The 21,344-nt window shown below is 71.4% G+C and carries 19 protein-coding genes; 7 read left to right on the top strand and 12 right to left on the bottom strand.

All coding sequences use genetic code 11. The features are described 5' to 3' along the window. Positions 1-5: 5 nt before the first annotated feature. The 4 genes from hpt to dacB form a co-directional block, all read right to left on the bottom strand. Positions 6-545: a hypoxanthine phosphoribosyltransferase gene (hpt, locus tag BG418_RS07360; protein ID WP_067161225.1), complete on the bottom strand. Its 540-nt coding sequence runs from the start codon at positions 543-545 to the stop codon at positions 6-8. Between the two features lie 45 nt (positions 546-590). Continuing rightward, complete coding sequence (tilS, locus tag BG418_RS07355) at positions 591-1,679, bottom strand: tRNA lysidine(34) synthetase TilS (RefSeq protein ID WP_188272912.1); 1,089 nt, start codon at positions 1,677-1,679, stop codon at positions 591-593. Between the two features lie 209 nt (positions 1,680-1,888). Then, the gene (locus BG418_RS07350; protein WP_188272911.1) at positions 1,889-3,019 is read right to left on the bottom strand and encodes a zinc-dependent metalloprotease; all 1,131 of its coding nucleotides are present in this window, start codon (positions 3,017-3,019) and stop codon (positions 1,889-1,891) included. A 54-nt stretch (positions 3,020-3,073) separates the two neighbouring features. Then, entirely contained in the window at positions 3,074-4,462 is a 1,389-nt protein-coding gene (gene dacB / locus BG418_RS07345; RefSeq protein ID WP_188272976.1) for a D-alanyl-D-alanine carboxypeptidase/D-alanyl-D-alanine-endopeptidase, read from the bottom strand. Positions 4,463-4,673: 211 nt separating this feature from the next. Here dacB and BG418_RS07340 point away from each other — a divergent pair, with 211 nt between their 5' ends. Together BG418_RS07340 and BG418_RS07335 are read left to right on the top strand one after the other, a co-directional pair. Then, positions 4,674-5,168, top strand: a complete 495-nt coding sequence (locus BG418_RS07340) for an inorganic diphosphatase (RefSeq protein ID WP_188272910.1) — start codon at positions 4,674-4,676, stop codon at positions 5,166-5,168. Between the two features lie 68 nt (positions 5,169-5,236). After that, the gene (locus BG418_RS07335; RefSeq protein ID WP_188272909.1) at positions 5,237-6,940 is read left to right on the top strand and encodes a threonine/serine exporter family protein; all 1,704 of its coding nucleotides are present in this window, start codon (positions 5,237-5,239) and stop codon (positions 6,938-6,940) included. 312 nt (positions 6,941-7,252) lie between these two features. On the opposite strand, the gene BG418_RS07330 is transcribed toward BG418_RS07335, so the two are convergent. Next, positions 7,253-7,954, bottom strand: a complete 702-nt coding sequence (locus tag BG418_RS07330) for a VTT domain-containing protein (protein WP_188272908.1) — start codon at positions 7,952-7,954, stop codon at positions 7,253-7,255. 185 nt (positions 7,955-8,139) lie between these two features. On the opposite strand from BG418_RS07330, the gene BG418_RS07325 reads away from it, so the two are divergent. Further along, on the top strand, positions 8,140-8,505 hold the full coding sequence (locus tag BG418_RS07325; protein ID WP_188272907.1) for a YbjQ family protein: 366 nt from the start codon (positions 8,140-8,142) through the stop codon (positions 8,503-8,505). 50 nt (positions 8,506-8,555) lie between these two features. After that, entirely contained in the window at positions 8,556-9,986 is a 1,431-nt protein-coding gene (locus tag BG418_RS07320) for a glutamate decarboxylase (protein WP_188272906.1), read from the top strand. Between the two features lie 129 nt (positions 9,987-10,115). Here the strand turns inward: BG418_RS07320 and BG418_RS07315 are convergent, their stop codons facing one another. From BG418_RS07315 to BG418_RS07300, 4 genes are all read right to left on the bottom strand, one after another. Continuing rightward, the gene (locus BG418_RS07315; protein ID WP_188272905.1) at positions 10,116-10,733 is read right to left on the bottom strand and encodes a PadR family transcriptional regulator; all 618 of its coding nucleotides are present in this window, start codon (positions 10,731-10,733) and stop codon (positions 10,116-10,118) included. Between the two features lie 34 nt (positions 10,734-10,767). Beyond that, complete coding sequence (locus BG418_RS07310) at positions 10,768-11,304, bottom strand: DinB family protein (RefSeq protein ID WP_188272904.1); 537 nt, start codon at positions 11,302-11,304, stop codon at positions 10,768-10,770. Between the two features lie 178 nt (positions 11,305-11,482). Beyond that, a complete protein-coding gene (locus BG418_RS07305) occupies positions 11,483-12,940 on the bottom strand; it encodes an aldehyde dehydrogenase family protein (RefSeq protein ID WP_188272903.1) in 1,458 nt (485 codons plus the stop codon). Between the two features lie 122 nt (positions 12,941-13,062). Continuing rightward, positions 13,063-13,926, bottom strand: coding sequence for a Scr1 family TA system antitoxin-like transcriptional regulator (locus tag BG418_RS07300; RefSeq protein ID WP_188272902.1), 864 nt, complete (start codon positions 13,924-13,926; stop codon positions 13,063-13,065). 311 nt (positions 13,927-14,237) lie between these two features. Between BG418_RS07300 and BG418_RS07295 the strand changes: the two genes are divergently transcribed. Further along, a complete protein-coding gene (locus tag BG418_RS07295; protein ID WP_188272901.1) occupies positions 14,238-14,741 on the top strand; it encodes an ATP-binding protein in 504 nt (167 codons plus the stop codon). A gap of 115 nt (positions 14,742-14,856) precedes the next feature. On the opposite strand, the gene BG418_RS07290 is transcribed toward BG418_RS07295, so the two are convergent. Then, a complete protein-coding gene (locus BG418_RS07290) occupies positions 14,857-15,096 on the bottom strand; it encodes a DUF397 domain-containing protein (protein ID WP_188272900.1) in 240 nt (79 codons plus the stop codon). A 306-nt stretch (positions 15,097-15,402) separates the two neighbouring features. Here BG418_RS07290 and BG418_RS07285 point away from each other — a divergent pair, with 306 nt between their 5' ends. Further along, positions 15,403-15,903 carry a hypothetical protein gene (locus BG418_RS07285; protein ID WP_188272899.1) on the top strand — a complete coding sequence of 167 codons (501 nt, stop codon included), beginning with the start codon at positions 15,403-15,405 and terminating at the stop codon, positions 15,901-15,903. Between the two features lie 190 nt (positions 15,904-16,093). Here BG418_RS07285 and BG418_RS07280 read toward each other — a convergent pair whose 3' ends face one another. Together BG418_RS07280 and BG418_RS07275 are read right to left on the bottom strand one after the other, a co-directional pair. After that, entirely contained in the window at positions 16,094-18,178 is a 2,085-nt protein-coding gene (locus tag BG418_RS07280; protein ID WP_188272898.1) for an FUSC family protein, read from the bottom strand. 126 nt (positions 18,179-18,304) lie between these two features. Further along, positions 18,305-19,471 carry a DUF2786 domain-containing protein gene (locus tag BG418_RS07275; protein WP_188272897.1) on the bottom strand — a complete coding sequence of 389 codons (1,167 nt, stop codon included), beginning with the start codon at positions 19,469-19,471 and terminating at the stop codon, positions 18,305-18,307. A 77-nt stretch (positions 19,472-19,548) separates the two neighbouring features. Here BG418_RS07275 and BG418_RS07270 point away from each other — a divergent pair, with 77 nt between their 5' ends. After that, positions 19,549-21,240: a bifunctional 3'-5' exonuclease/DNA polymerase gene (locus tag BG418_RS07270; RefSeq protein WP_188272896.1), complete on the top strand. Its 1,692-nt coding sequence runs from the start codon at positions 19,549-19,551 to the stop codon at positions 21,238-21,240. Positions 21,241-21,344 lie beyond the last annotated feature (104 nt).

The following is a 21,344-nucleotide window of genomic DNA, read 5'->3' as shown; positions in this document are numbered from 1 at the left end:
CCGGCTCAGCCGCCGTAGACGTGCGGAGCGAGCGTCCCGACAAACGGGAGATTGCGGTACTTCTCGGCGTAGTCCAGGCCGTAACCGACGACGAATTCATTCGGAATGTCGAACCCGATCCACTTCACGTCGATCGCGACCTTTGCGGCATCCGGCTTACGGAGCAGCGTGCAGACCTCAAGAGAGGCGGGCTCGCGGGATCCGAGGTTGGACAGCAGCCACGACAGGGTGAGGCCCGAGTCGATGATGTCCTCGACGATCAGGACGTGCTTGCCCTTGATGTCGGTGTCGAGGTCCTTGAGGATCCGGACGACGCCGGAGGACTGGGTGCCCGCGCCGTAGGACGAGACGGCCATCCAGTCCATGGTGACCGGGGTGGACAGCGCGCGCGCCAGGTCCGCCATGACCATCACGGCGCCCTTGAGGACACCGACGATCAGGAGGTCCTTGCCCGCGTACTCCGCGTCGATCTTCGCGGCCAGCTCGGCCAGCTTGGCGTCGATCTCTTCCTTGGTGATGAGCACCGACTGGAGGTCGGTGCCCATGTCCTTCTCGTTCACCCGGGCCACTTTCGTTGTACGTACGTGAGCTCAGCTCTGCCGGATGACCAGTCTGCCACCCTGACGCCGCGCCTCGACGCGCCCGGGGAGGTTGATGGCCCGCTGGCCGCGCCAGCCCGTGATCAGGCGGTCGACCTCCTCGACATGGCGGGCGAAGAGCGAACCGGCGGGTGAACCGGCGCAGATGAGCGACGTGCGCAGCACCCGGCGCCGCACGGCGGCGGGCAGCGCGTACAGCTTCTGGCACACCAGCTCGCCCGCGTCGTCGCGTACAGAGGCGTCGGCGTCGGCGGCCCAGGCGTCCAGGGCGTCGGCGTCGTCGCGGGAGAGCTCGGCGGTGCGGGCCAGGGCCTCCACGACGCCCTTGCCGAGCGCCTTCTCCAGGGCGGGCAGCCCTTCGTGGCGCAGCCGGGAGCGGGTGTAGGCGGGGTCGGCGTTGTGCGGGTCGTCCCAGACGGGCAGCGACTGGACGAGGCAGGCCTTGCGGGCGGTCTGCCGGTCGATCTGGAGGAACGGGCGGCGGTAGCGGCCGCGCGTACCGGAGACGGCGGCCATGCCGGACAGCGAGCGGGTGCCGGAGCCGCGGGCCAGGCCCAGCAGGACCGTCTCCGCCTGGTCGTCGCGGGTGTGGCCGAGCAGGATCGCGGCGGCGCCGTGGCGCTCTGCGGCGGCGTCCAGGGCGGCGTAGCGGGCGTCCCGGGCGGCGGCCTCGGGCCCGCCCTCGCGGCCCACGTGCACCGTGACGGCCTCTACGGGGTCGAGGCCGAGCGCGGTGAGCCGGACGGCGACCTCGGCGGCGCGCAGGTCCGAGCCGTGCTGGAGGCCGTGGTCGACGGTGATGGCGCCGGCGCGGACGGAGAGCTTGCGGGATTCGAAGGCGAGGGCGGAGGCGAGCGCCATGGAGTCGGCGCCGCCCGAGCAGGCGACGAGGACCAGCGGGTCGCTCACGCGGCCCTCGCGCGCGTGGTCGCGGGGTGCTTCGGGGGAACGGGGGGATTCGGGGGTGTCGTGGGGTGCGCTGTCGGCGGCGTCCTGGAGGACGAGCGCGTCGCGCAGTACGTCGTGGAGTACGCGGCGGACCGCCAGGCGTATCGCCGCGACCGCAGGATGGGGACCCATGTCCGGTGCCCTTCGGTGAAGTTGGGGGGTGCCTCGGGACGAGGGAAAAGATCGGTCACACAGAGTGCGTAGATGGTGACAGAACCGAGCCGTTACCCGAGCATTGCACGCCTACCCATGCCCTACGGTCCCTCGGATGGGTGATCCTGCGCATTTCCGGGGGACACCAGTGGGCCCCGGGCCCATGGGTACCGTCGGCGCTGTTGTGGTCAGCTCTCCGTCCTGCGGTGCACCCGCGCGACCCAGTCCGCCGGTTTGGCGATCTCCGCCTTGGTCGGCAGTGTGTTCGGCGAGGTCCACACCCGGTTGAAGCCGTCCATGCCGACCTGTTCCACCACGGCTCGTACGAAGCGCTCCCCGTCGCGGTACTGGCGCAGTTTCGCGTCGAGCCCGAGCAGTTTGCGCAGCGCCTGGTCCAGGCGGGACGCGCCCTTGGCGCGGCGCTGCTGGAACTTCTCGCGGATCTCGGCGACCGAGGGCACGACCTGCGGCCCGACCCCGTCCATGACGAAGTCCGCGTGGCCTTCGAGCAGCGACATCACGGCGGTCAGGCGGCTCAGGATCTCCCGCTGGGCGGGCGTCTGCACCAGCTCCACGAGGGAGCGGCCGCTGTCGCCCTCCTCGCCCTCGGGGCGGCTTCCGGTGAGCGACTGGGCGGCCTCGCGCAGCCGCTCCAGGACGGTCATCGGGTCGACCTCGGTCTCGCCGAGGAATGACTGGATCTCGCCCTCCAGATGGTCGCGCAGCCAGGGCACGGCCGTGAACTGGGTGCGGTGCGTCTCCTCGTGCAGACAGACCCAGAGCCGGAAGTCGTGCGGGTCGACGTCGAGTTCGCGCTCCACATGGACGATGTTGGGGGCCACGAGCAGCAGCCGGCCGCCGCCGTCGGCCCCGGCGGGCAGCTCACGGGTGGCGGGCGCGAACGTCTCGTACTGGCCGAGGACGCGCGAGGACAGGAAGCTCAGCAGCATCCCCAGCTCCACGCCGGTCACCTTGCCGCCGACCGCGCCGAGCACGGCGCCGCCCGGGCTGCTCCCCCGGCGCTCCTGCATCTTGTCGAGCAGCGGCTTCAGGATCTCCCGGAAGCCCGCCACATTGGCCTTGACCCAGCCCGCCCGGTCGACCACCAGGACCGGGGTGTCGGCCGGTTCGGCGCCCTCCGGGATCATCCGGGTGAACGCCCGCACATGTTCCTCGGCGGACTTGGCATGCCGGCGCAGCTCGGCGACGACGGCGCGCGCCTCGTCCCGGCTCACCTCCGGGCCCGGCCTCGCCAGTCGGGTCGCGGTCGCCACCGCGAGGTTCCAGTCGACCATCTCGGCACCACCGATGCTCGTCATGCGTCAACCGTACGTTGTCCCCTCCTCCAGGGGAGGAGGGTTGACGCCGAGTGATTACGGGGCAGGGCTCGGCGAGCCGCTGTGGCAGCCGCACCCGGCGAGGGTGGCGGCCAGCCGGTCGAGGGCGCGCTGGGCCGGGTCGGGGCCCGGGGTGTTCGCGGCGAGGAAGGCGAACGCCAGCAGATGCCCGTCCGCGTCGACGACCGTGCCGGCGAGGGTGTTGACGCCGGAGAGGGTGCCGGTCTTGGCGCGGACCAGGCCCGTACCGGACGAGCCGGCGCCGAAGCGGGCGCGCAGGGTGCCGGTGAACCCGGCGACCGGCAGACCCGTCAGGACCGGGCGCAGCTCCGGGTGGCCGGGGTCGGCGGCGCGCGCGAGGAGGCGGGTGAGCAGGTCGGCGGTGACCTTGTCGTCGCGGTCGAGCCCGCTGCCGTCGGCGAACCGGGCGGCGGCGGCCTGCGGCAGGTCCAGCTTGGCGAGCCGGTCGGCGACCGCGCGCGAGGCGCCCTCGAAGGAGGCGGGCTGCCCGGCCGCGATCGCCGTCTGGCGGGCCAGCGCCTCCGCGATGTCGTTGTCGCTGTTCGTCAGCATCCGCTCGACCAGCGAGGACAGCGGCACCGAGAGCGCACGGGCGACCTCGGCGGCGCCCTGTGGGGCCGTACCGGGCCGGGGAGCGGCGACCGTGACGCCGCGCTCCTTGAGCAGCGCCGCGAACGTACGGGCGGTGTCCCCGGCCGGGTCCCCGCTGCGCGGCGCGGGCCCGCTGTCCGTATCGTCCGTACGCCCCTCGTCGGTCATCAGCGCGACGACCGGGGCGAGGTTCTCGTTCGGGCCGATGGGATGCGTCTCGGGGCCGCTGTAGCGCGAGGTGTCGTACGAGAGGGTCGCCTCGGTGACGCCCCGGCCGCGCAGGGCGCGCGCGGTGGTGTCGGCCAGGGCGCGCAGGCCGTCCTTGTCGAGCGTGGGGTCGCCGCCGCCGACGAGGGTGAGCGCCCGGCCGTCCGCCGGGGCCAGGACGGTCGTGGCGATCCGGTGGTCGGGGCCGAGGGCGGAGAGCGCGGCGACGGCGGTGGCGATCTTGACGGTCGAGGCGGGCGTCATGGCGGCGTCCGCGCGCTCCGCGTAGAGCTGCTTGCCGGTCGCGGTGTCGTACACGGCGGCGGCGGGCTGGGGGCCGAGGCCGGGGGCGCTCAGGAGCGGGCCGAGCGCCTGGGGCAGTCCGTCCACAGGGGCGCTCGCGGGGGCGCTCAATGCGGTGAGCACGCTCCTCGCACTGGGCGCGGGCGCCGGTGTGGGGGGCGCCTGACCGTGATGTGCGCCACCTGTCCGCTCGCGGGCGCCGGCCCTGACGCGCTCGGCCGTACGCTGGCCGGAGTCCCATGGACCGGCCGCTGCCACGGCTCCGGCCGCCAGTGCCAGGCCTGCGGCAGCCGCACCCACCATGAGCTGCCACGTCTTGGGTCCCGGCACCGAGGACCAGCCCCTTTCGCGATCACACACCTGCGTGAGGGACACTTAATCACCAGAACTGCGTCTTGCCGCGAACATGGCACTCCGGGTCAGCACCGGCGGCCCATCCGGCTGAGTGCCCCGGGTCCGCCCGGGGGACGCAGGAACCGTCACAGCTTGTGCTGATCATGGAGGAGAGCCACCCGTGGAGTTCGACGTCACCATCGAGATCCCGAAGGGTTCGCGGAACAAGTACGAGGTGGACCACGAGACCGGCCGGATCCGCCTGGACCGTCGCCTCTTCACCTCGACCAGCTACCCGGCGGACTACGGCTTCGTCGAGAACACCCTCGGCGAGGACGGCGACCCGCTGGACGCGCTGGTCATCCTGGACGAGCCGACCTTCCCGGGTTGCCTGATCAAGTGCCGCGCCATCGGCATGTTCAACATGACCGACGAGGCGGGCGGCGACGCCAAGCTGCTCTGCGTCCCGGCCTCGGACCCGCGCGTGGAGCACCTGCGCGACATCCACCACGTCTCCGAGTTCGACCGCCTGGAGATCCAGCACTTCTTCGAGGTCTACAAGGACCTGGAGCCCGGCAAGTCCGTCGAGGGCGCCAACTGGGTCGGCCGCGCCGAGGCCGAGGAAGAGATCAAGGCTTCCTACAAGCGCCTTGAGGCGCAGGGCGGCGCGCACTGACGCGCCTTTGATCCACCACAGCGGGCGGTGCACCTTCCGGGGTGCGCCGCCCGCTGTCGTATGTGGTCATGCGCGCCCACATACTGGGCACACGCATACGTACTGAAGGGGCTGGAGGGAGGCAAGCGGTGGCTGAGCAGCAGGCCGCGGAGGACCGGAAGCCGTCGTCCGACGAGGCGCGCAGCGCTTTCTCGGCCCCCGAGGGGGTGGAGCAGCCCGGACCGCCGGAGGAGGACGCGCCGACCTCCGAGTTCGCCCTGCCGGCCGGTGTCCCGGAGCCCGAGCCCGTCGTCGAGCAGCCCGCCTCCGCCTTCGCGCGCCCGAGCACCTACTCGGCCCGCGAGGCGCCGCCCGCGCTGATCACCACCGCCGGGCTGCCACTGGTGCGGCTCTCCAAGGACGCGCCCTGGCAGGACCGGATGCGCACCATGCTGCGGATGCCGGTGGGCGAGCGGCCGGTGCCCGAGTCGGCCCAGCGCTCCGACGACTCCGGGCCCGCCGTGCCGCGCGTGCTCGACCTGACGCTGCGTATCGGCGAGTTGCTGCTCGCGGGTGGCGAGGGCGCGGAGGACGTCGAGGCGGCGATGTTCGCGATCTGCCGTTCGTACGGTCTGGACCGCTGCGAGCCGACGGTGACCTTCACCCTGCTGTCGATCACCCATCAGCCGTCGCTGGTGGAGGACCCGGTCACGGCGAACCGGACGGTACGCCGCCGGGGCACCGACTACACGCGGCTCGCGGCCGTGCACCGGCTCGTCACGGACATGACCAGCGACGACCACGACGTCACGCTCGAAGAGGCCTACCGCCGGCTCGCGGAGATCCGCCGCAACCGGCACCCGTACCCCGGCTGGCTCCTCACCCTCGCCGCGGGCGGCCTCGCCGGGGCGGCTTCGGTGCTGGTCGGCGGTGGCGTGACGGTGTTCCTGGTGGCGGCGGCGGGTGCGATCCTCGGCGACCGGCTGGCCTGGCTGTGCGCGGCGCGCGGGCTGCCGGAGTTCTACCAGTTCGTGGTGGCGGCGATGCCGCCCGCCGCGATGGGTGTGGCGCTCAGCCTGCTCGGCTGGGACCTACGGCCGTCGGCGGTGATCACCGGTGGCCTGTTCGCGCTGATCCCCGGACGGGCGCTGGTGGCCGCCGTGCAGGACGGCCTGACCGGCTTCTACATCACCGCCTCGGCCCGCCTCCTGGAGGTCGGGTACTTCTTCGTGGCGATCGTGATCGGCGTGCTCACCGTGTTGTACGGGGGGCTCCAGGTCGACGCCAAGCTGAACCCCGAAGGCGCCCTGAGCCCCATCGAGCGGCCGATCGTGCAGACGCTCGCGTCGATGGTGCTGTGCCTGACCTTCGCCGTACTGCTCCAGCAGGAACGATCCACCGTGTGGATCGCGACGGTGAACGGCGGGATCGCGTGGGTGATCTACGCGTCGATCGCGGTCACCGCGAAGGGGTCGCCGATCATGGCCACGGCTGTCGCCGCCGGTCTGGTCGGCCTGTTCGGGCAGTTGATCGCGCGCATTCGGAACACGTCGGCGCTGCCGTACGTGACCGCGGCGATCGGGCCGTTGCTGCCCGGTTCCGCGACGTACTTCGGCGTCCTCGCGATCGCCCAGAACCATCGGGATCAGGGCCTCGCCAGTATCGCCAAGGCGGCGGCGCTGGCGATGGCGATCGCGATCGGGGTGAATCTCGGCAGCGAGATGTCCCGAATGTTCCTGAAGGCCCCGGGCGTGGAGGCCCGCAAGGCGGCCAAGCGGACGCGAGGGTTCTGACCGGTTGTTCGTCTGCGGCCCGGTGGGGGCTGGCCGCGCAGTTCCCCGCGCCCCTTGATGGGCCCTTCGGGCCCCCCTTTAGGGGCGCGGGGAACTGCGCGAGCAACCCAGCACGATCCGCACCCGAAGCGGGGCGCAGGGGCGCAGCCCCGCTTACCCACCCACCCCAGCCGGGGCCCGGGACGGAGCCCCGAGCGGGGTGCAGGGGCCGCAGGCCCCGCGAACGGGGCCCGGGGGCGTAGCCCCCGAGAAACCACCTCCACCCCCACCCACCCCCGGAGGGTTTAGGGAAGGGGCGGGGTGGGGGCTGCGTCAGCGCTTCGCGTGGCGCCTGCGCTGCGGCGGGCGGGGCTGGGACATCTCCGACGGGGACGGCGTACCCGGACCCGCCTTCTTCGCCTTGCCCCGCGCCCGAAGGAACTCGATCCCGATCGGGACCACCGAGACGAGCACGATCGCCACCAGCATCAGCTCGATGTTCTTGTGCACGAACTCGACGTTGCCCAGCGCCGCACCGAGCAGGGTCACACCCGCGCCCCACATCGCGCCGCCGATCACGTTGAACGTGATGAAGGAGCGGTAGTTCATCCGACTCACGCCCGCGATGATCGGCGTGAACGTCCGCACGATCGGCACGAAGCGGGCCAGGACCAGCGACTTCGGGCCGTACTTCTCGAAGAACTCGTGGGCCTTCTCCACGTTCTCCTGCTTGAACAGCTTGGAGTCCGGCCGGTTGAACAGGGACGGGCCGACCTTGCGGCCGAACAGATAGCCCACCTGGTCGCCGACCACGGCCGCGGCCACCACCAGCAGGCACACCAGCCACAGCGGGGTGCTGATCTTGCCCGTGGTGACCAGCAGGCCGGTGGTGAAGAGCAGCGAGTCGCCCGGCAGGAAGAAGCCGATGAGCAGGCCGGACTCGGCGAAGACGATCACCAGCAGACCGGCCAGCCCGAAGGACGAAAGCAACTGGTCGGGGTCCAGCCAGCTCGGACCGAGTGCGAGGTTGGTCACGGGTTCCGGGCTCCTGGGTGAGGGGTAGGGAGGCGAACAGGTGCGTAAGCGCGTGTTGACGGGCCAAAGTTATCAACGCGTTCGGCTCAATCCAGGTTCCGGAGTGTGCCTGGGGATGCGCCGTGCTCGGACCGGTACAAAGCTGTGTCCCAGGATCTCAAGCAGGACCCCAGGAGGAAGACGCGATGGGCATCGAGGATTTCGGCGGCGGGCAGGGTGCGCAGTCCGACGTACTGGTCGTGACCACGAACGACGTACCCGGCTATCAGGTACAGCAGGTCATCGGCGAGGTCTTCGGTCTGACCGTGCGCTCCCGGCACATCGGCAGCCAGATCGGGGCCGGCCTGAAGTCGATGATCGGCGGTGAGCTGAAGGGGCTGACCAAGACCCTCGTGCAGACCCGTAACCAGGCCATGGAGCGGCTGGTGGAGCAGGCACGCGCGCGTGGGGCGAACGCGGTCCTCATGATGCGGTTCGACGTCACGGAGGCGGCCGACGTGGGCACGGAGGTCTGCGCCTACGGGACGGCCGTGGTGATCACGAAGCTCTGAGGCCGGATCCCGTCCGAGCGCATCCGAAGCGAGAGGGAGGATCGGCACCCATGGCGTTGCACCGGGGCGGCAGTGACAAGGACCAGGAGCACGAGAAGGAGGGCGGGCGGCTCGCCCTCAACCCGTTCTTCGGGGACGCCGACCCGGTCGGCTCCATGACGTCCGCGCCGCCCCGGCACCGGCTGCCGGACCGGCCGATGGTGCCGTCGACGGCGTACCAGATCGTCCACGACGAACTGATGCTGGACGGCAACTCCCGGCTGAATCTGGCCACTTTCGTCACCACGTGGATGGAGCCGCAGGCCACGGTGCTGATGGCGGAGTGCCGCGACAAGAACATGATCGACAAGGACGAGTACCCGCGTACGGCCGAGCTGGAGCGGCGGTGCGTGGCCATGCTCGCGGATCTGTGGCACGCGCCGGACCCGGCCGGGGCGGTCGGCTGCTCGACGACGGGGTCGAGTGAGGCGTGCATGCTGGCCGGGATGGCGCTGAAGCGGCGCTGGGCGAAGAAGAACGCGGACCGCTACCCGGGCAAGGACGCCCGTCCCAACCTGGTGATGGGCGTCAACGTCCAGGTCTGCTGGGAGAAGTTCTGCGCCTTCTGGGAGGTCGAGGCGCGCCAGGTCCCCATGGAGGGCAGCCGCTTCCACCTCGACCCGCAGGCCGCGGCCGAGCTCTGCGACGAGAACACGATCGGTGTGGTCGGGGTGCTCGGCTCGACCTTTGACGGATCGTACGAGCCGATCGGGGAACTCTGCGCGGCGCTCGACGCGTTGCAGGAGCGTACGGGGTTGGACGTGCCGGTCCATGTGGACGGCGCGTCCGGGGCGATGGTGGCGCCCTTCCTGGACGAGGACCTGGTGTGGGACTTCCGGCTGCCCAGGGTCTCGTCGATCAACACGTCGGGGCACAAGTACGGCCTGGTGTACCCCGGCGTGGGCTGGGCGCTGTGGCGCTCGGCGGCGGAGCTCCCGGAGGAGCTGGTGTTCCGGGTGAACTATCTGGGCGGCGACATGCCCACGTTCGCGCTGAACTTCTCGCGGCCGGGGGCGCAGGTGGTCGCGCAGTACTACACGTTCCTGCGGCTGGGGCGGGAGGGGTTCCGGGCGGTGCAGCAGACCACGCGGGACGTCGCGCGGACGTTGGCGGCGGGGGTGGAGGCGCTGGGGGACTTCGAACTTCTCACGCGGGGCGATGAGTTGCCGGTGTTCGCGTTCACCACGGCCGCGGAGGTCAAGCGGTACGACGTGTTCGACGTGTCGCGTCGGTTGCGGGAGCGGGGGTGGTTGGTGCCCGCGTATACGTTCCCGGCGAACCGGGAGGATCTGTCCGTGTTGCGGGTCGTGTGCCGCAACGGGTTCTCGTCGGACCTTGCGGCGATGCTGGTCGAGGACCTGGATCGGCTCCTGCCCGAGCTGCGGCGGCAGACCGGCCCTCTGGACCGGGATTCTTCGGTGGCCACTGCGTTCCATCACTGAGCGCGTCGTGCGGGGTGCGTCGCTTGGCCGCAGGCCGTGCGTGGCTGGTCGCGCAGTTCCCCGCGCCCCTTATTGGGTGCGCTGTTGTCTGCGGGCCGGTGGGGGCTTGTCGCGCAGTTCCCCGCGCCCCTAAGGGACCGCGTACGGGTTCTCCTCCCCCTCCTCCAGCACACCCACGAACGGCTCCCCCTCCCCCGCGAACACGTACGCGCCCGCCTCGATGCGGGCGATCAGGCCCCTCGTCCATTCCGCGTCCGCGTCTGACGAGTGGACCCACATGTTCATGATCTCGCCGATGTGGCCCAGGGACTGGGGGCCTTCCGTCGGGGTGTAGTACTCGGTCACCGAGGTGCGCCAAGCCTCCAGTTTCTCCAGGCGGGCGCGCAGCAGGGTCACCACCTCGGCGCGTGGGAGGTCGACCATGAAGCCGATCGCGGCCGACAGGAGGTCCATCTTCTGGTCGTACGACGTGAGCGCCGTGCGCAGAAGGTTCAGGAACTCCTCGCGGCCGGCGTCGGTGAGTTCGTACTCGGTGCGGGGCGGGCCGCCCGCCGGGCTCGGCGCGATCTCGTGGGCGTGCAGCACGCCCTGCTTCGCCATGTGCTTCAGCGCGTGGTAGATCGAACCGGGCTTGGCGTTGGACCACTCATGGGCGCCCCAGTACTCCAGGTCGTTGCGGACCTGGTACCCGTGCGCCCGCCCGTGCTGGCGGACCGCACCGAGTACGAGGAGGCGGATCGCTGACATACGACCACCCTAGGGCGCCCGGCCCCCCGGACGGTCAGGCACCCGCCTCCGCGACCAGCTCGAACGCCGTCTTGCCGTCCAGCGACTCGCGGATGATGTCCGCGTGCCCGGCGTGCCGGGCGATCTCCTCGATCAGATGCAGCATGAGCCACCGCATCGAGACGGACGTGTCCTTCGGGAACCACGGCGCCTCGGGCAGCGGGAAGGTGTCGTCCAGGGACGGCACCGATCGGATGAACTCCGTGGTCTCCGCCGCGACCTCGTCCCAGAAGGCCAGCGTCTGCGGGATCGACTCGCCCTCGACGAGCCGGAAGCTGTCGCCCCAGGTCTCCATCGTGCGCTGCTTCTCGTTCGGCCGCTGCTGCGCCAGCCGCAGCCAGTTGAGCTCCACCTCGGCGACGTGCTTGAGCAGCCCGGAGAGCGACAGCTCGCTGGCGCTCGGGCGGCTGGCGGCCTGCTCCTCGGTGAGGCCGAGCACCACGCGGCGCAGACCGCCGCGCTGGGCCTCGACGAAGGCGAGCAGCGCGCCGCGCTCGTCACCGGACTGCTCAGAGGGAACGTGAGTGACCATGATCCGTACGCCCTTCCAGGGTTCCTGCCGTGCTGGTGAACACCACGTTAGGGACCAATGAGGTCAGGTTCCGTCCTAGACGGGCGGCGAACCGCGTGCGACTGCGGAACTGTCCGCTGCACAGCCGCCGGGTTCGCCCGCACAGCCGCCGCGTTCGCCGGACAGCCGGGACCCGTCCTCAGAACGGGAAGCGGCTCCTGCCGTGCTGGACCGAGATCCACTTCTGGGTGGTGAACGCCTCGATCGTCGAGTCGCCGTTCAGCCGGCCGAGGCCCGAGTACTTCTCGCCCCCGAACGACACCAGCGGCTCGTCCTGGATCGTCGAGTCGTTGACGTGGATCATCCCGGTGACGATCCGCTTCGCGAACCGCACGCCGCGCTCCACGTTCGCGGTGTGGACGGCGCCGCTCAGTCCGTACGGGCTGTCGTTGGCCATCCGTACCGCCTCCTCCTCGCCGTCGAAGGAGAGCAGCAGCACCACCGGGCCGAAGATCTCCTGGCGCAGCAGCGGGGAGTCGTCGGGCAGGCCCGTCAGGACGGTCGGCTCGACGAGGTTGCCGCGCGTGCGGCCCCGTACGAGCGCGGTGGCGCCCTCGGCGACGGCCTGGTCGACCAGTGAAGTCAGCGCGTCCGCCTGGAAGTTGTTGATCACCGGGCCGATGTCGGTCGCCGGGTCGGACGGGTCGCCGGTCTTGAGGGCCAGCACGCGCGCGACGAACTTCTCGGTGAACTTCTGCTCGATGCTGCGGTCCACCAGCACCCGGTTGGCGGCCATACAGACCTGACCCTGGTACACGAATCGGCTGAAAACCGCCGCCTCGACCGCGTAGTCGATGTCCGCGTCCTCAAGGACCACCAGCGCGCTGTTACCGCTGAGTTCGAGGATCGCCCGCTTGAAGTGGCTGCCCGCGACGGCGGCCACATGGCGGCCGGTGCGGTCGGAGCCCGCGAACGAGATCACCTTGGGCACCGGGTGCTCTATCAGCGCGTCGCCGATCTCGGCGATATCGGTGACCAGCACGTTCAGCAGCCCGGCGGGCAGACCCGCGTCCTCGAAGATCTTGGCTATGAGCCCGCCGCCGACCACGGGCGCGTTCTGGTTCGGCTTGATGACGACGGCGTTGCCGAGCGCGAGGGCCGGTGCGACCGACTTCATCGTCACCAGGAACGGGAAGTTGAAGGGGCTTATCACCCCGACGACGCCGACCGGCAGCCGGTAGACGCGGTTCTCCTTGCCGTCGACCGGGGAGGGCAGGATGCGGCCCTCGGGGCGTATCGCCAGCTGTATCGCCTCGCGCAGGAACTCCTTGGCGAGGTGCACCTCGTAACCGGCCTTGAGGCGGGTGCCGCCCAGTTCGGTGACGATGGCCTCGACGATCTCGGACTCGCGTTCCTCGGTGATCCGCAGGGCGCGCTCGAAGACCAGTCTTCGGCTGTAGGGGTTGGTCTCGCCCCAGCCGGTCTGGGCCCGCTCGGCCGCGCGATACGCCTGGTCGACCTCTTCCACCGTGGCGACCGTGATGGCGGCGAGCTTCTCCCCGTTGTACGGATCGAAGTCGATGATGTCCCAGGACCCACTGCCGGTGCGCCACTCGCCGTCGATGTACTGGTGGGCCAGGTCGGTGAAGAAGGACATGCCATCCCTTACTGCTGCCACTGCGCCGCCACCGTGTCCGTCGCGAACGTGTTCGTCGTCGCGTCCACTGTGTCCCCCGCTTCTGGTGCACAACCCTGATGTGACGTCATCGTACTGACGTATCAGATGAGTTGGAGTAGTCCACGGAGAAGATCGCGGCTCTCCTCCGGTCCCGGGCTGTCCTTCTGGAGGCGTTCCATCGCCCTTTCGTACTGGGCGACCTCCTCGGGCTTGTCCAGGTAGAGCGAGCTGGTGAGCTGCTCCAGGTACACGATGTCGGAGAGGTCCGACTCGGGGAAGCGCAGCAAGGTGAACGCCCCGCTCTCGCCCGCGTGGCCGCCAAAGCTGAACGGCATGACCTGGAGGGTCACGTTCGGCTGCTCGGACACCTCGATGAGGTGCTTCAACTGGCCGCGCATCACGTCCCGTTCGCCGTACGGGCGGCGCAGCGCGGCCTCGTCGAGCACCGCGTGGAACTTCGGGGCGCGCTCGGAGACCAGGGCCTTCTGCCGCTCCAGGCGCAGCGCGACGCGGCGCTCGATCTCCGCGTGCGACCCGTTCGGCATCCCGCGCTTGACGACGGCGTGCGCGTACGCCTCGGTCTGCAACAGGCCGTGCACGAACTGCACTTCATAGATCCGGATGAGCGAGGCCGCCCCCTCCAGACCGATGTACGTCTGGAACCAGCCGGGCAGCACATCGCCGTAACTGTGCCACCAGCCCGCGATGTTGGCCTCTTTGGCCAGCCCCAGGAGCGACGCGCGCTCGGCGTCGTCGGTGACCCCGTAGAGCGTCAGCAGGTCTTCGACATCCCTTGCCTTGAAGCTCACCCGCCCCAACTCCATACGACTGATCTTCGACTCGGACGCCCTGATCGAATACCCGGCGGCCTCACGGGTGATGCCCCGGGACTCGCGCAGGCGCCTGAGCTGTGATCCCAGCAGAATGCGCCGGACCACCGACCCGCTCGACTCTCCTGCGGTCACTTCGCTGTCCCTCCCCAACCGACGGTGCACGGCAGTCTGCCACCAAAACGCTTCACCCCGTACTCAATCGATTACGGAAATGGTCAAGCTCGGAAATCGGCCTCGGGAAGAAATGAGCAAGAATCACCACGGGGTGGGACGGGTCCGGCGCGTGCACGTGCATCTGCCCTTGCATCAGGAGCGGGCATTCGGAACCATGGTCCCCGCGCACCTGCGTGCTCGTCTTGTGTCCTGCTCTGCCCAGCGTTCTGTTCTGCTGTACGCCACGTTCGCCTGTACCGCCACGGCCGCGAATCCCGGGAGTGCCTCGCATGGGGACGAATGGATCGACCATGCTGGAGCCGTTGGAGCCTTTAAGGCATGCCCTCCCGCCCATCGACCCGTCCGCCGTGGCCAGTTCCGCCTCGTGTGCGCTGCCCGCCCGCTATGAAGCGGTGCGCGGAGCCAGGCAGTTCACCAAGAAGACCCTCGGCCAGTGGGATCTCTCGGAGCGGTTCGACGAAGTGGCCCTGGTCGTCTCGGAACTCGTCACCAACGCCCTGCGCCACGCGCTGCCCGCCGACACCGCCCGCGAGTCGGACGCGCCGCCCGTGCGGCTGCACTTGATGCGCTGGACGAGCCGGCTGGTGTGCGCGGTGCGCGACCCCAGTGTGGACAGCCCGTCCTCGCCCGGCTCGGACGACTGCGACGCGGAGTCGGGGCGCGGCCTGTTCCTGGTGGACTCGTTCAGCGACTCCTGGGGCTGGCACCCGCTCACCGGCACGCTGAGCGGCAAGGTGGTCTGGGCCTTGTTCCGGCTCCAACCGGTCGACTGAGACCGCGGCATACCGACTGAACCGGCCGTCCGACGCGGGGCGGCCGGTTTCTCTGCTTCTTACGGGTCATTCGTAGCGGCTGATCAGCCCATTCAGTTCAGTCCACTCAGTCCACTCAGTCCACGATCAAGTGGTCGAACTCGCCGTCCTTGATGCCGAGCAGCATCGCCTCGATCTCCGCCCGGGTGTAGACCAGCGCGGGTCCGTCCGGAAACGTCGAGTTGCGGACGGCGACCCTTCCGCCCGGCAGTCTGGCGAACTCCACACAGGTCCCCTGGGAGTTGCTGTGCCGGCTCTTCTGCCAGACGACACCCTGAAGCTCTGTTGCCGCCATGCCGTTGTACGCGTGGTGCAAGGTCGCTCCCGGGGGATGTGCAGACGTGCATCTGTGAAAGGTCAACTGCCCCGGATCATAGCCGTGTTCATGTGCGCCTGCATGAGCATATGCACGTGCACGCGGGGTGCTCGGGCCGTTACAGTCGTTTCCGTACGCTCCGGGGCACGTCCACGGCGTACGGGCACGGGCCCTCCCCCCACAGAAGAGACGCCTGGCGGGCAACTCTGGTTCAAACCAATGGGCGATGGCGGCGGCAACGTGGTGAAGGCCACTGGCTGGTAGCTTGTCGCGGTCCGGGAAGCGTGGAAGCAAGGGGATTTCGCAGTGCGCAGGCATGTACGTACCGGGGCGGGCGCCGTGGCCCTCGCCGCCTGTCTCGCCCTGGCCGGGTGCTCCAGCTCCGACAGCGGCGGCGACAAGTCCAAGGACAAGAACACCGGTGGCGGCGCGCAGAGCGCGAGCCCCGGCAACGGCGGCGGGCAGAGCGGCGGCGACAGCGCCAAGGTGAGCGCCAAGGACATCGCCGGGGCGTGGGCGACCATCGCCAATGGCAAGCCCACCGCGCTGGTGATCAGCGGGACGACCGTGGCGCTCGGCGGCGAGCACACGTGCACCGGCAAGGTCAACGACAACGGCATGGCGATGATCGAGCTCAAGTGCGCGGACGGCAACACCGACCGCGTCGCGGGCATGCCCACGCTGAGCGCGGACGGCAAGACGCTCACCGTGAAGTGGGAGAGCGGGACGACGGACAAGTTCGCCAAGTCGGCGCTCGACGGCAAGTTCCCGACGAGCGTGCCGACGACCGGGCTGCCGAAGCCCTGACCTAGGGTCTGTCCGGTGGATCTGGCCGCCTGCGGTCCCGGAGGCCCTTTCGGTGCTGGTGAGCGGGGGGCTGGTGCGTGCAGCTGCAAGGCGGAGGAGGGCGTCGACGCGGAGCGTCGGCAACCGACGACAACGCAGCAGATGTGCGTGCCAGCCCCGCGCGTCCCAGGCAAGATCCACCGGACAGGCCCTAACCGCCGGCCGGTTCGGCGTCCTTGACGGACATCGGCGGGGCGGGCGCGGTGAGCGCTTCGGAGAAGTCGTCGAGGGAGCGGAGCAGCAGCCCCGCTCCCTTGCGTACGACGCGATCGGGCACTCCCTCCCCGTCCCAGGCCGCCAGCGCCTGCTCGACCTCGTCCCAGTCCGGGACGCGGCGCTCGCGTACCGCCTTCGCGCCCCGCTCGGTGGCGCGGCGCAGCGCCCCGGCGTACGCGGCGGCGGCCGGGACCGGGGTCGCGCCCCTCTCGGGCACATGCGCCTCCATCAGCATCGCGATCCGGCCGAGCTGGCTCACCGCGTGCGCGGCCTCGTCGGCGGCGGCGCGCGACAGGCCCCGGTGGCGTACGGGCTCGTGGGTGGCGCGGTCGTGCGCCTCCTGCCAGGCGAGGCGGGCCGCGCGGGTGGCGAGCAGCGCGCGGCGCACCTCGTCGGCGGGGGCCGCGGGGTCGGCGTACCGGGTGACGACGGCGGCTGCGTAACGCCCGCAGGCGGCCAGCCAGTCGGCGAGCCGGGTGCGCAGCCTGGGCGTCTCCCAGGCCGGGTAGAGGGCGTACGCGACCATCGCGAGCAGCCCGCCGAGCAGGGTGAGCAGCACACGGTCGGGCACGGTCTGCGTCCACCGCAGCCCGCCCATGCCGAGCAGGAAGACGACGTACGCGGAGACGCAGGCGCTGGCCGCCGCGTATCCCGTACGCATCAGCAGGTACATCAGGAACGCGCAGAGCACCGCGAGGGCGGCGGAGAGCGCGGTGCCGGGGTGGGTGAGGCGCACTATCCCGGTGGCCAGGGCGACGCCGACGAGGGTGCCGCCGAAGCGGGCGACGGCGCGCTCGTACGTCTGGGAGAAGTCCGGGCGCATCACCATGACCGAAGCCATCGGCGCCCAGTAACCGTGGCCCAGCGGCAGGGTCTTGGCGAGCAGGTAGCCGGCGGCGGCGACCGCGGTGACGCGCACCGCGTGCCGGAAGACCGGGGAGTCGCGACGGCCGCACTCGGTGCGCATCGTGCGCAGGGCGAGCGGGATCAGTCGGGGCAGAGTGGGCCGCAGCAGCGGCTCGGACCCGGCGCCGCCGGTGCCCGCGGCCGTCTCCACGACGTCTTTCAGGAGCGCGGTCAGGCGGGTGGCCGCGCGGTACGCGGGACCGGAGAGGATCGCGCCGGTGTCGGGCGTACGCAGCGCGGCCTCGGCGGGGGCGGGGATGTCGACGGCCACGCCGTGCCGGATGGCGCGGGCGGCCGCGTCGAGCACGGAGGCGGCGGCGCCGAGCAGTTCGCGCACCCGGTCGCGCTCGGGGCCCTCCTCCGGCACGCCGAGCGCGGGGTCGGCGAGCGAGGCCAGGACCGGGCGGATGCGCTCGGCGACCCCGCGCGTGCCGTGCAGCTGGGCCGGGCGGCGACGGGCCTCGCGAGGCGTGACGGCGGCGGCGAGGCGCGCGGTCATCAGGGGCTCGGGGTCGAAGGGGGCGCGCGGGTCGTGTCTGAGCCGGCGCGCGTAGTCGGCCTCGGCGGCGAGGGCGTCGGCGAGCGCGTCGCGCTGGGCGCCCCAGCGGCGTACGGGCACCAGCACGATGAGCGCCGCCTGGACGATCCCGCCGACCGCGATCATCGCGGCGTGGCCCGCTGCGGCGGCGAGGTCGGTGGGGAGGGTGACGGTGACCAGCATGATCGCGACGTTCGAGGACGCGATGATGCCGGCGGTCGGGCCGACGGCCCAGGCCAGTCCCGACACGAACGTCCACGCGGCGAGCAGGAGCAGGAAGAACGGGGAGTGGGCGCCGACGAGGTAGCCGAGGAAGGTGGAGATCGCGAGGCTGGCGCCGGAGGCGAGCGCGAGTACGGGCCTGGGGCGCCAGCTCCTCTGGAAGGTGGCGATGGCTGCCTGGTAGGCGCCGAAGGCGGAGCTGACGGCGGCGGTGGGGCCGAGCAGTGCGAGGCTGACCCCGACGACTAGGGCGAGTCCTGCGGCCCCGCGCAGGGCGATGGCGGGCTCCAGGCGCCTGCGCTCCACGGTCAGGCCCGAGCGGGCGGTGTGCTTCAGTGACCGGAGCCAGCTCATGCCCCGAGCCTAGGACAAATCCCCCACCCCACCCCTAGGGGGTTAGGGGCGCGGGGAACTGCGCGAGCAACCCAAGTCGGTCCGCAGACGAAAACGGGGGTCGGGGCGCAGCCCCGATTGTGGGCGTCACCCCGCTGGGGGCAGCGCGCCACGGCCCGGGGAGCGGTGCGCGCGGTCGGCGGCGGCGACGCCGTCCTGCCACCCCGCCTCGTCCCAAGCGCCCCGCACCCGCGTCCGTACCGTCCGCGGAAACATCTCGTCCGTGCGGTCGGAGACCGCCACCGCGCGCGTGGCGAGGACCGGGAGGAGGCTGTCGTCGGCGGCCTCGGCGGCAGATTCGACCGAGCGGGCCGTGGCCGCGAGCAGGTCGCCCAGGCGGTGGGCGTACGCCAGCAGGAAGGACTGCCGGAACGTTTTCGTGCGCTTACGACCACCCGCCCGCTGCGCGGCCTCCGCGCGCGTCATCGCCGCCGTACCCTGCACCAGCAGCGAGGTGTAGAGCAGTTCCACCGCCTCCAGGTCCGGCTCGAAGCCGACGACCGTGGAGAAGCCGAGGTCGCCGTTCCACACCGCGCGGCAGTGGTTGGCGGAGGCGACCGCGTCGAGCAGGATCGCCTTGGACGTCTCGTACGGCGCGTCCACCCCGATCCGGCACGCCCCCGGCCCGTCCGCGCGCCGCCCGCCCGCCGCCAGCACCGCCTCGTCGATGCTGTGCAGCGCCATCAGCTCCTGCGCCTTGGCGCTCAGCGCCTCCGCCTCGTCCGGGAACTCGGTCCGTTCCGCCTTGACCAGCAGCGCCCGGATCCGCGTCAGCGCCTTCGGCTCGCCGTGCGGCGGCGGCGCGTGCACGGTGGCGCCCGGCACCGGCCCCACCGGCTCGATCGCGGGCAGCCGCAGCAGCAGCCGGTACAGCTCCAGGACGGTCGTCGCGCGCGTGAAGCGGTCCTCCGCCCGACCGGACGGCTCCGGCTCCCCGAGCGCGTCCACCTGCTCCCGCCAGCGCGGCGGCAGCTGCTCGTACCGCTTCAGCTGTACGCGTACGAGCTCGCCCGCCAGCCGTACGTGCGGCTCCTCGAGTTCGCGGCGGACCATACGGATCACATCCGCCGGCTGCCAGCCCCTCCCCCACACCCCCTCGATCAACTCCTGTCCGCGCAGGGCGAGTTCCGTGTCCGACGACGGGTCCGCGGCCAGCAACGACGCGCCCGTGTCGAGGCCCGCGTCCGTCTCCGCGTACAGCGCGGCGGCCAGTGCCCGCTCGACCGTCGTGTTCCCCGCGTGCCCCGCTGGCATCGAAGTGTCTCCCTTGCGTATCCGTGCGCGCCGCGCTCACCAGGGCATTGTCAGTGCCCGGTGTCACACTCGCACTCGTGGACGGAAAGTGGGCAATCGACCCCACCGAGGACGGCGGCGCGCGGCTCGTCGCCCTCGGGCGGGACGGGCTGCCCGAAGGGGCCGTGGTGCACGAGGGCGAGCTGGCCGCCGCCGTGCGGGGGCGGCCCGAGGTGACGCGGTGGGTGTGGCGGTCGACCGCCGACATCTACCCGCGCCTGCTCGCCGCGGGCGTGCGCGTCGAGCGGTGCTACGACATCGAGGACGCGGAGCTGCTGCTCCTGGGCCACGAGGGACGCCTCGGCGAGCCGCGTTCGGCGGCGGCCGCGTGGGCCCGGCTGCACCGCCTCCCGGTGCCGCCCGATCCCCCCGCCCGCGCCGCCGAGCCCGGCCGCCAGTCCCCGCTGTTCGAGCCGCCGAGCGGCACCGGGCTGCCGCTTGAGGCGCTGGTCGAGGTGTACGCGGACCAGCAGAAGCGGCACGATGCGGCGCTGCACCCCGGCCGGATGCGGCTGCTCACCGCGTCCGAGTCCGCCGGGATGCTGGTCGCGGCCGAGATGAACCGGGCGGGCCTGCCATGGCGGGCGGACGTCCATCGCGAGATGCTGCACGGCCTGCTCGGCGAGCGGTACGCGGGCGGTGGCGAGCCCCGGCGCCTGGCCGAGCTCGCGGACGAGGTGTCGGCCGCGTTCGGCCGCCGGGTGCGGCCCGATCTGCCGGCCGACGTCATCAAGGCGTTCGCCGAGGCCGGGATCCGTATCACCTCGACCCGACGATGGGCCCTGGAGGAGATCGACCATCCGGCCGTCGCACCGCTCGTCGAGTACAAGAAGCTGTACCGGATCTGGACCGCGCACGGCTGGAGCTGGCTGCAGGACTGGGTGCGCGACGGGCGCTTCCGCCCGGAGTACACGCCGGGCGGCTCGGTGAGCGGCCGCTGGACCACCAACGGCGGGGGCGCGCTGCAGATCCCCAAGGTCATACGGCAGGCGGTCGTCGCCGACGAGGGCTGGCGGCTGGTGGTCGCGGACGCCGACCAGATGGAGCCGCGCGTCCTCGCCGCGATCTCCCGCGACCCGGGGCTGATGGAGGTGGCCGGTCACGACGGCGACCTGTACACGTCGCTGTCCGACCGCGCGTTCTCCGGCGACCGCGAGCACGCGAAGCTCGCGCTGCTGGGTGCGATCTACGGGCAGACGTCCGGCGACGGCCTGAAGAACCTCGCCGCGCTGCGGCGTCGGTTCCCCAAGGCCGTGGCGTACGTCGACGACGCGGCGAAGGCGGGTGAGGAGGGGCGGCTCGTACGGACGTGGCTCGGCCGTACCAGCCCGCCGGCTGCCGGTGCGGGTGAGGACGGTGAGGCGGGGCTGCCCCAGGAGGGTGAACTGCCGTCCTCGGACGGCGAGTTCACCCCGGGGTACGCGTCGAGCAACGCGCGTGCGCGGGGGCGGTTCACTCGTAACTTCGTGGTGCAGGGCAGCGCGGCCGACTGGGCACTGCTGCTGCTCGCCGCGCTCCGCGCGTCGCTCGCGTCCGCCGGGATGCGGGCCGAGCTGGTCTTCTTCCAGCACGACGAGGTGATCGTGCACTGTCCTCTTGAAGAGGCGGCGGATGTGGTGACGGCGATCCGCTCGGCGGGGGAGCTTGCTGGGCGGATCGCCTTCGGGGACACCCCGGTGCGGTTTCCGTTCACCACGGCGGTTGTGGAGCGGTACTCGGAGGCGAAGTGAGTGGGCGCGGCGCTTCGGGTGCGGACCGGTGGGGGCTGGTCGCGCAGTTCCCCGCGCCCCTAACAGGCCAGTGGTTCAGTGCGGACCGTGCTGGCTTGCTCGCG

This window comes from Streptomyces sp. CBMA152 (assembly GCF_014596475.1).
In the GTDB taxonomy this organism is placed as follows: domain Bacteria; phylum Actinomycetota; class Actinomycetes; order Streptomycetales; family Streptomycetaceae; genus Streptomyces.
The sequence above is the reverse complement of the archived record's forward strand: the minus strand, read 5'-3'. Positions and strand labels throughout refer to the sequence as shown.

Bases quoted from the DNA above. Each gene is read 5' to 3' on its own strand.
- BG418_RS07295 (WP_188272901.1), top strand. From the start codon at position 14,238: ATGGGGACGAATGGATCGACCATGCTGGAGCCGTTGGAGCCTTTAAGG.
- BG418_RS07305 (WP_188272903.1), bottom strand. From the start codon at position 12,940: ATGTCCTTCTTCACCGACCTGGCCCACCAGTACATCGACGGCGAGTGG.
- tilS (WP_188272912.1), bottom strand. From the start codon at position 1,679: ATGGGTCCCCATCCTGCGGTCGCGGCGATACGCCTGGCGGTCCGCCGC.
- BG418_RS07310 (WP_188272904.1), bottom strand. From the start codon at position 11,304: ATGGTCACTCACGTTCCCTCTGAGCAGTCCGGTGACGAGCGCGGCGCG.
- BG418_RS07335 (WP_188272909.1), top strand. From the start codon at position 5,237: ATGCGCGCCCACATACTGGGCACACGCATACGTACTGAAGGGGCTGGA.
- BG418_RS07275 (WP_188272897.1), bottom strand. From the start codon at position 19,471: ATGCCAGCGGGGCACGCGGGGAACACGACGGTCGAGCGGGCACTGGCC.
- BG418_RS07325 (WP_188272907.1), top strand. From the start codon at position 8,140: ATGGGCATCGAGGATTTCGGCGGCGGGCAGGGTGCGCAGTCCGACGTA.
- BG418_RS07350 (WP_188272911.1), bottom strand. From the start codon at position 3,019: ATGACGAGCATCGGTGGTGCCGAGATGGTCGACTGGAACCTCGCGGTG.
- BG418_RS07320 (WP_188272906.1), top strand. From the start codon at position 8,556: ATGGCGTTGCACCGGGGCGGCAGTGACAAGGACCAGGAGCACGAGAAG.
- hpt (WP_067161225.1), bottom strand. From the start codon at position 545: ATGGGCACCGACCTCCAGTCGGTGCTCATCACCAAGGAAGAGATCGAC.
- BG418_RS07315 (WP_188272905.1), bottom strand. From the start codon at position 10,733: ATGTCAGCGATCCGCCTCCTCGTACTCGGTGCGGTCCGCCAGCACGGG.
- dacB (WP_188272976.1), bottom strand. From the start codon at position 4,462: ATGGTGGGTGCGGCTGCCGCAGGCCTGGCACTGGCGGCCGGAGCCGTG.
- BG418_RS07280 (WP_188272898.1), bottom strand. From the start codon at position 18,178: ATGAGCTGGCTCCGGTCACTGAAGCACACCGCCCGCTCGGGCCTGACC.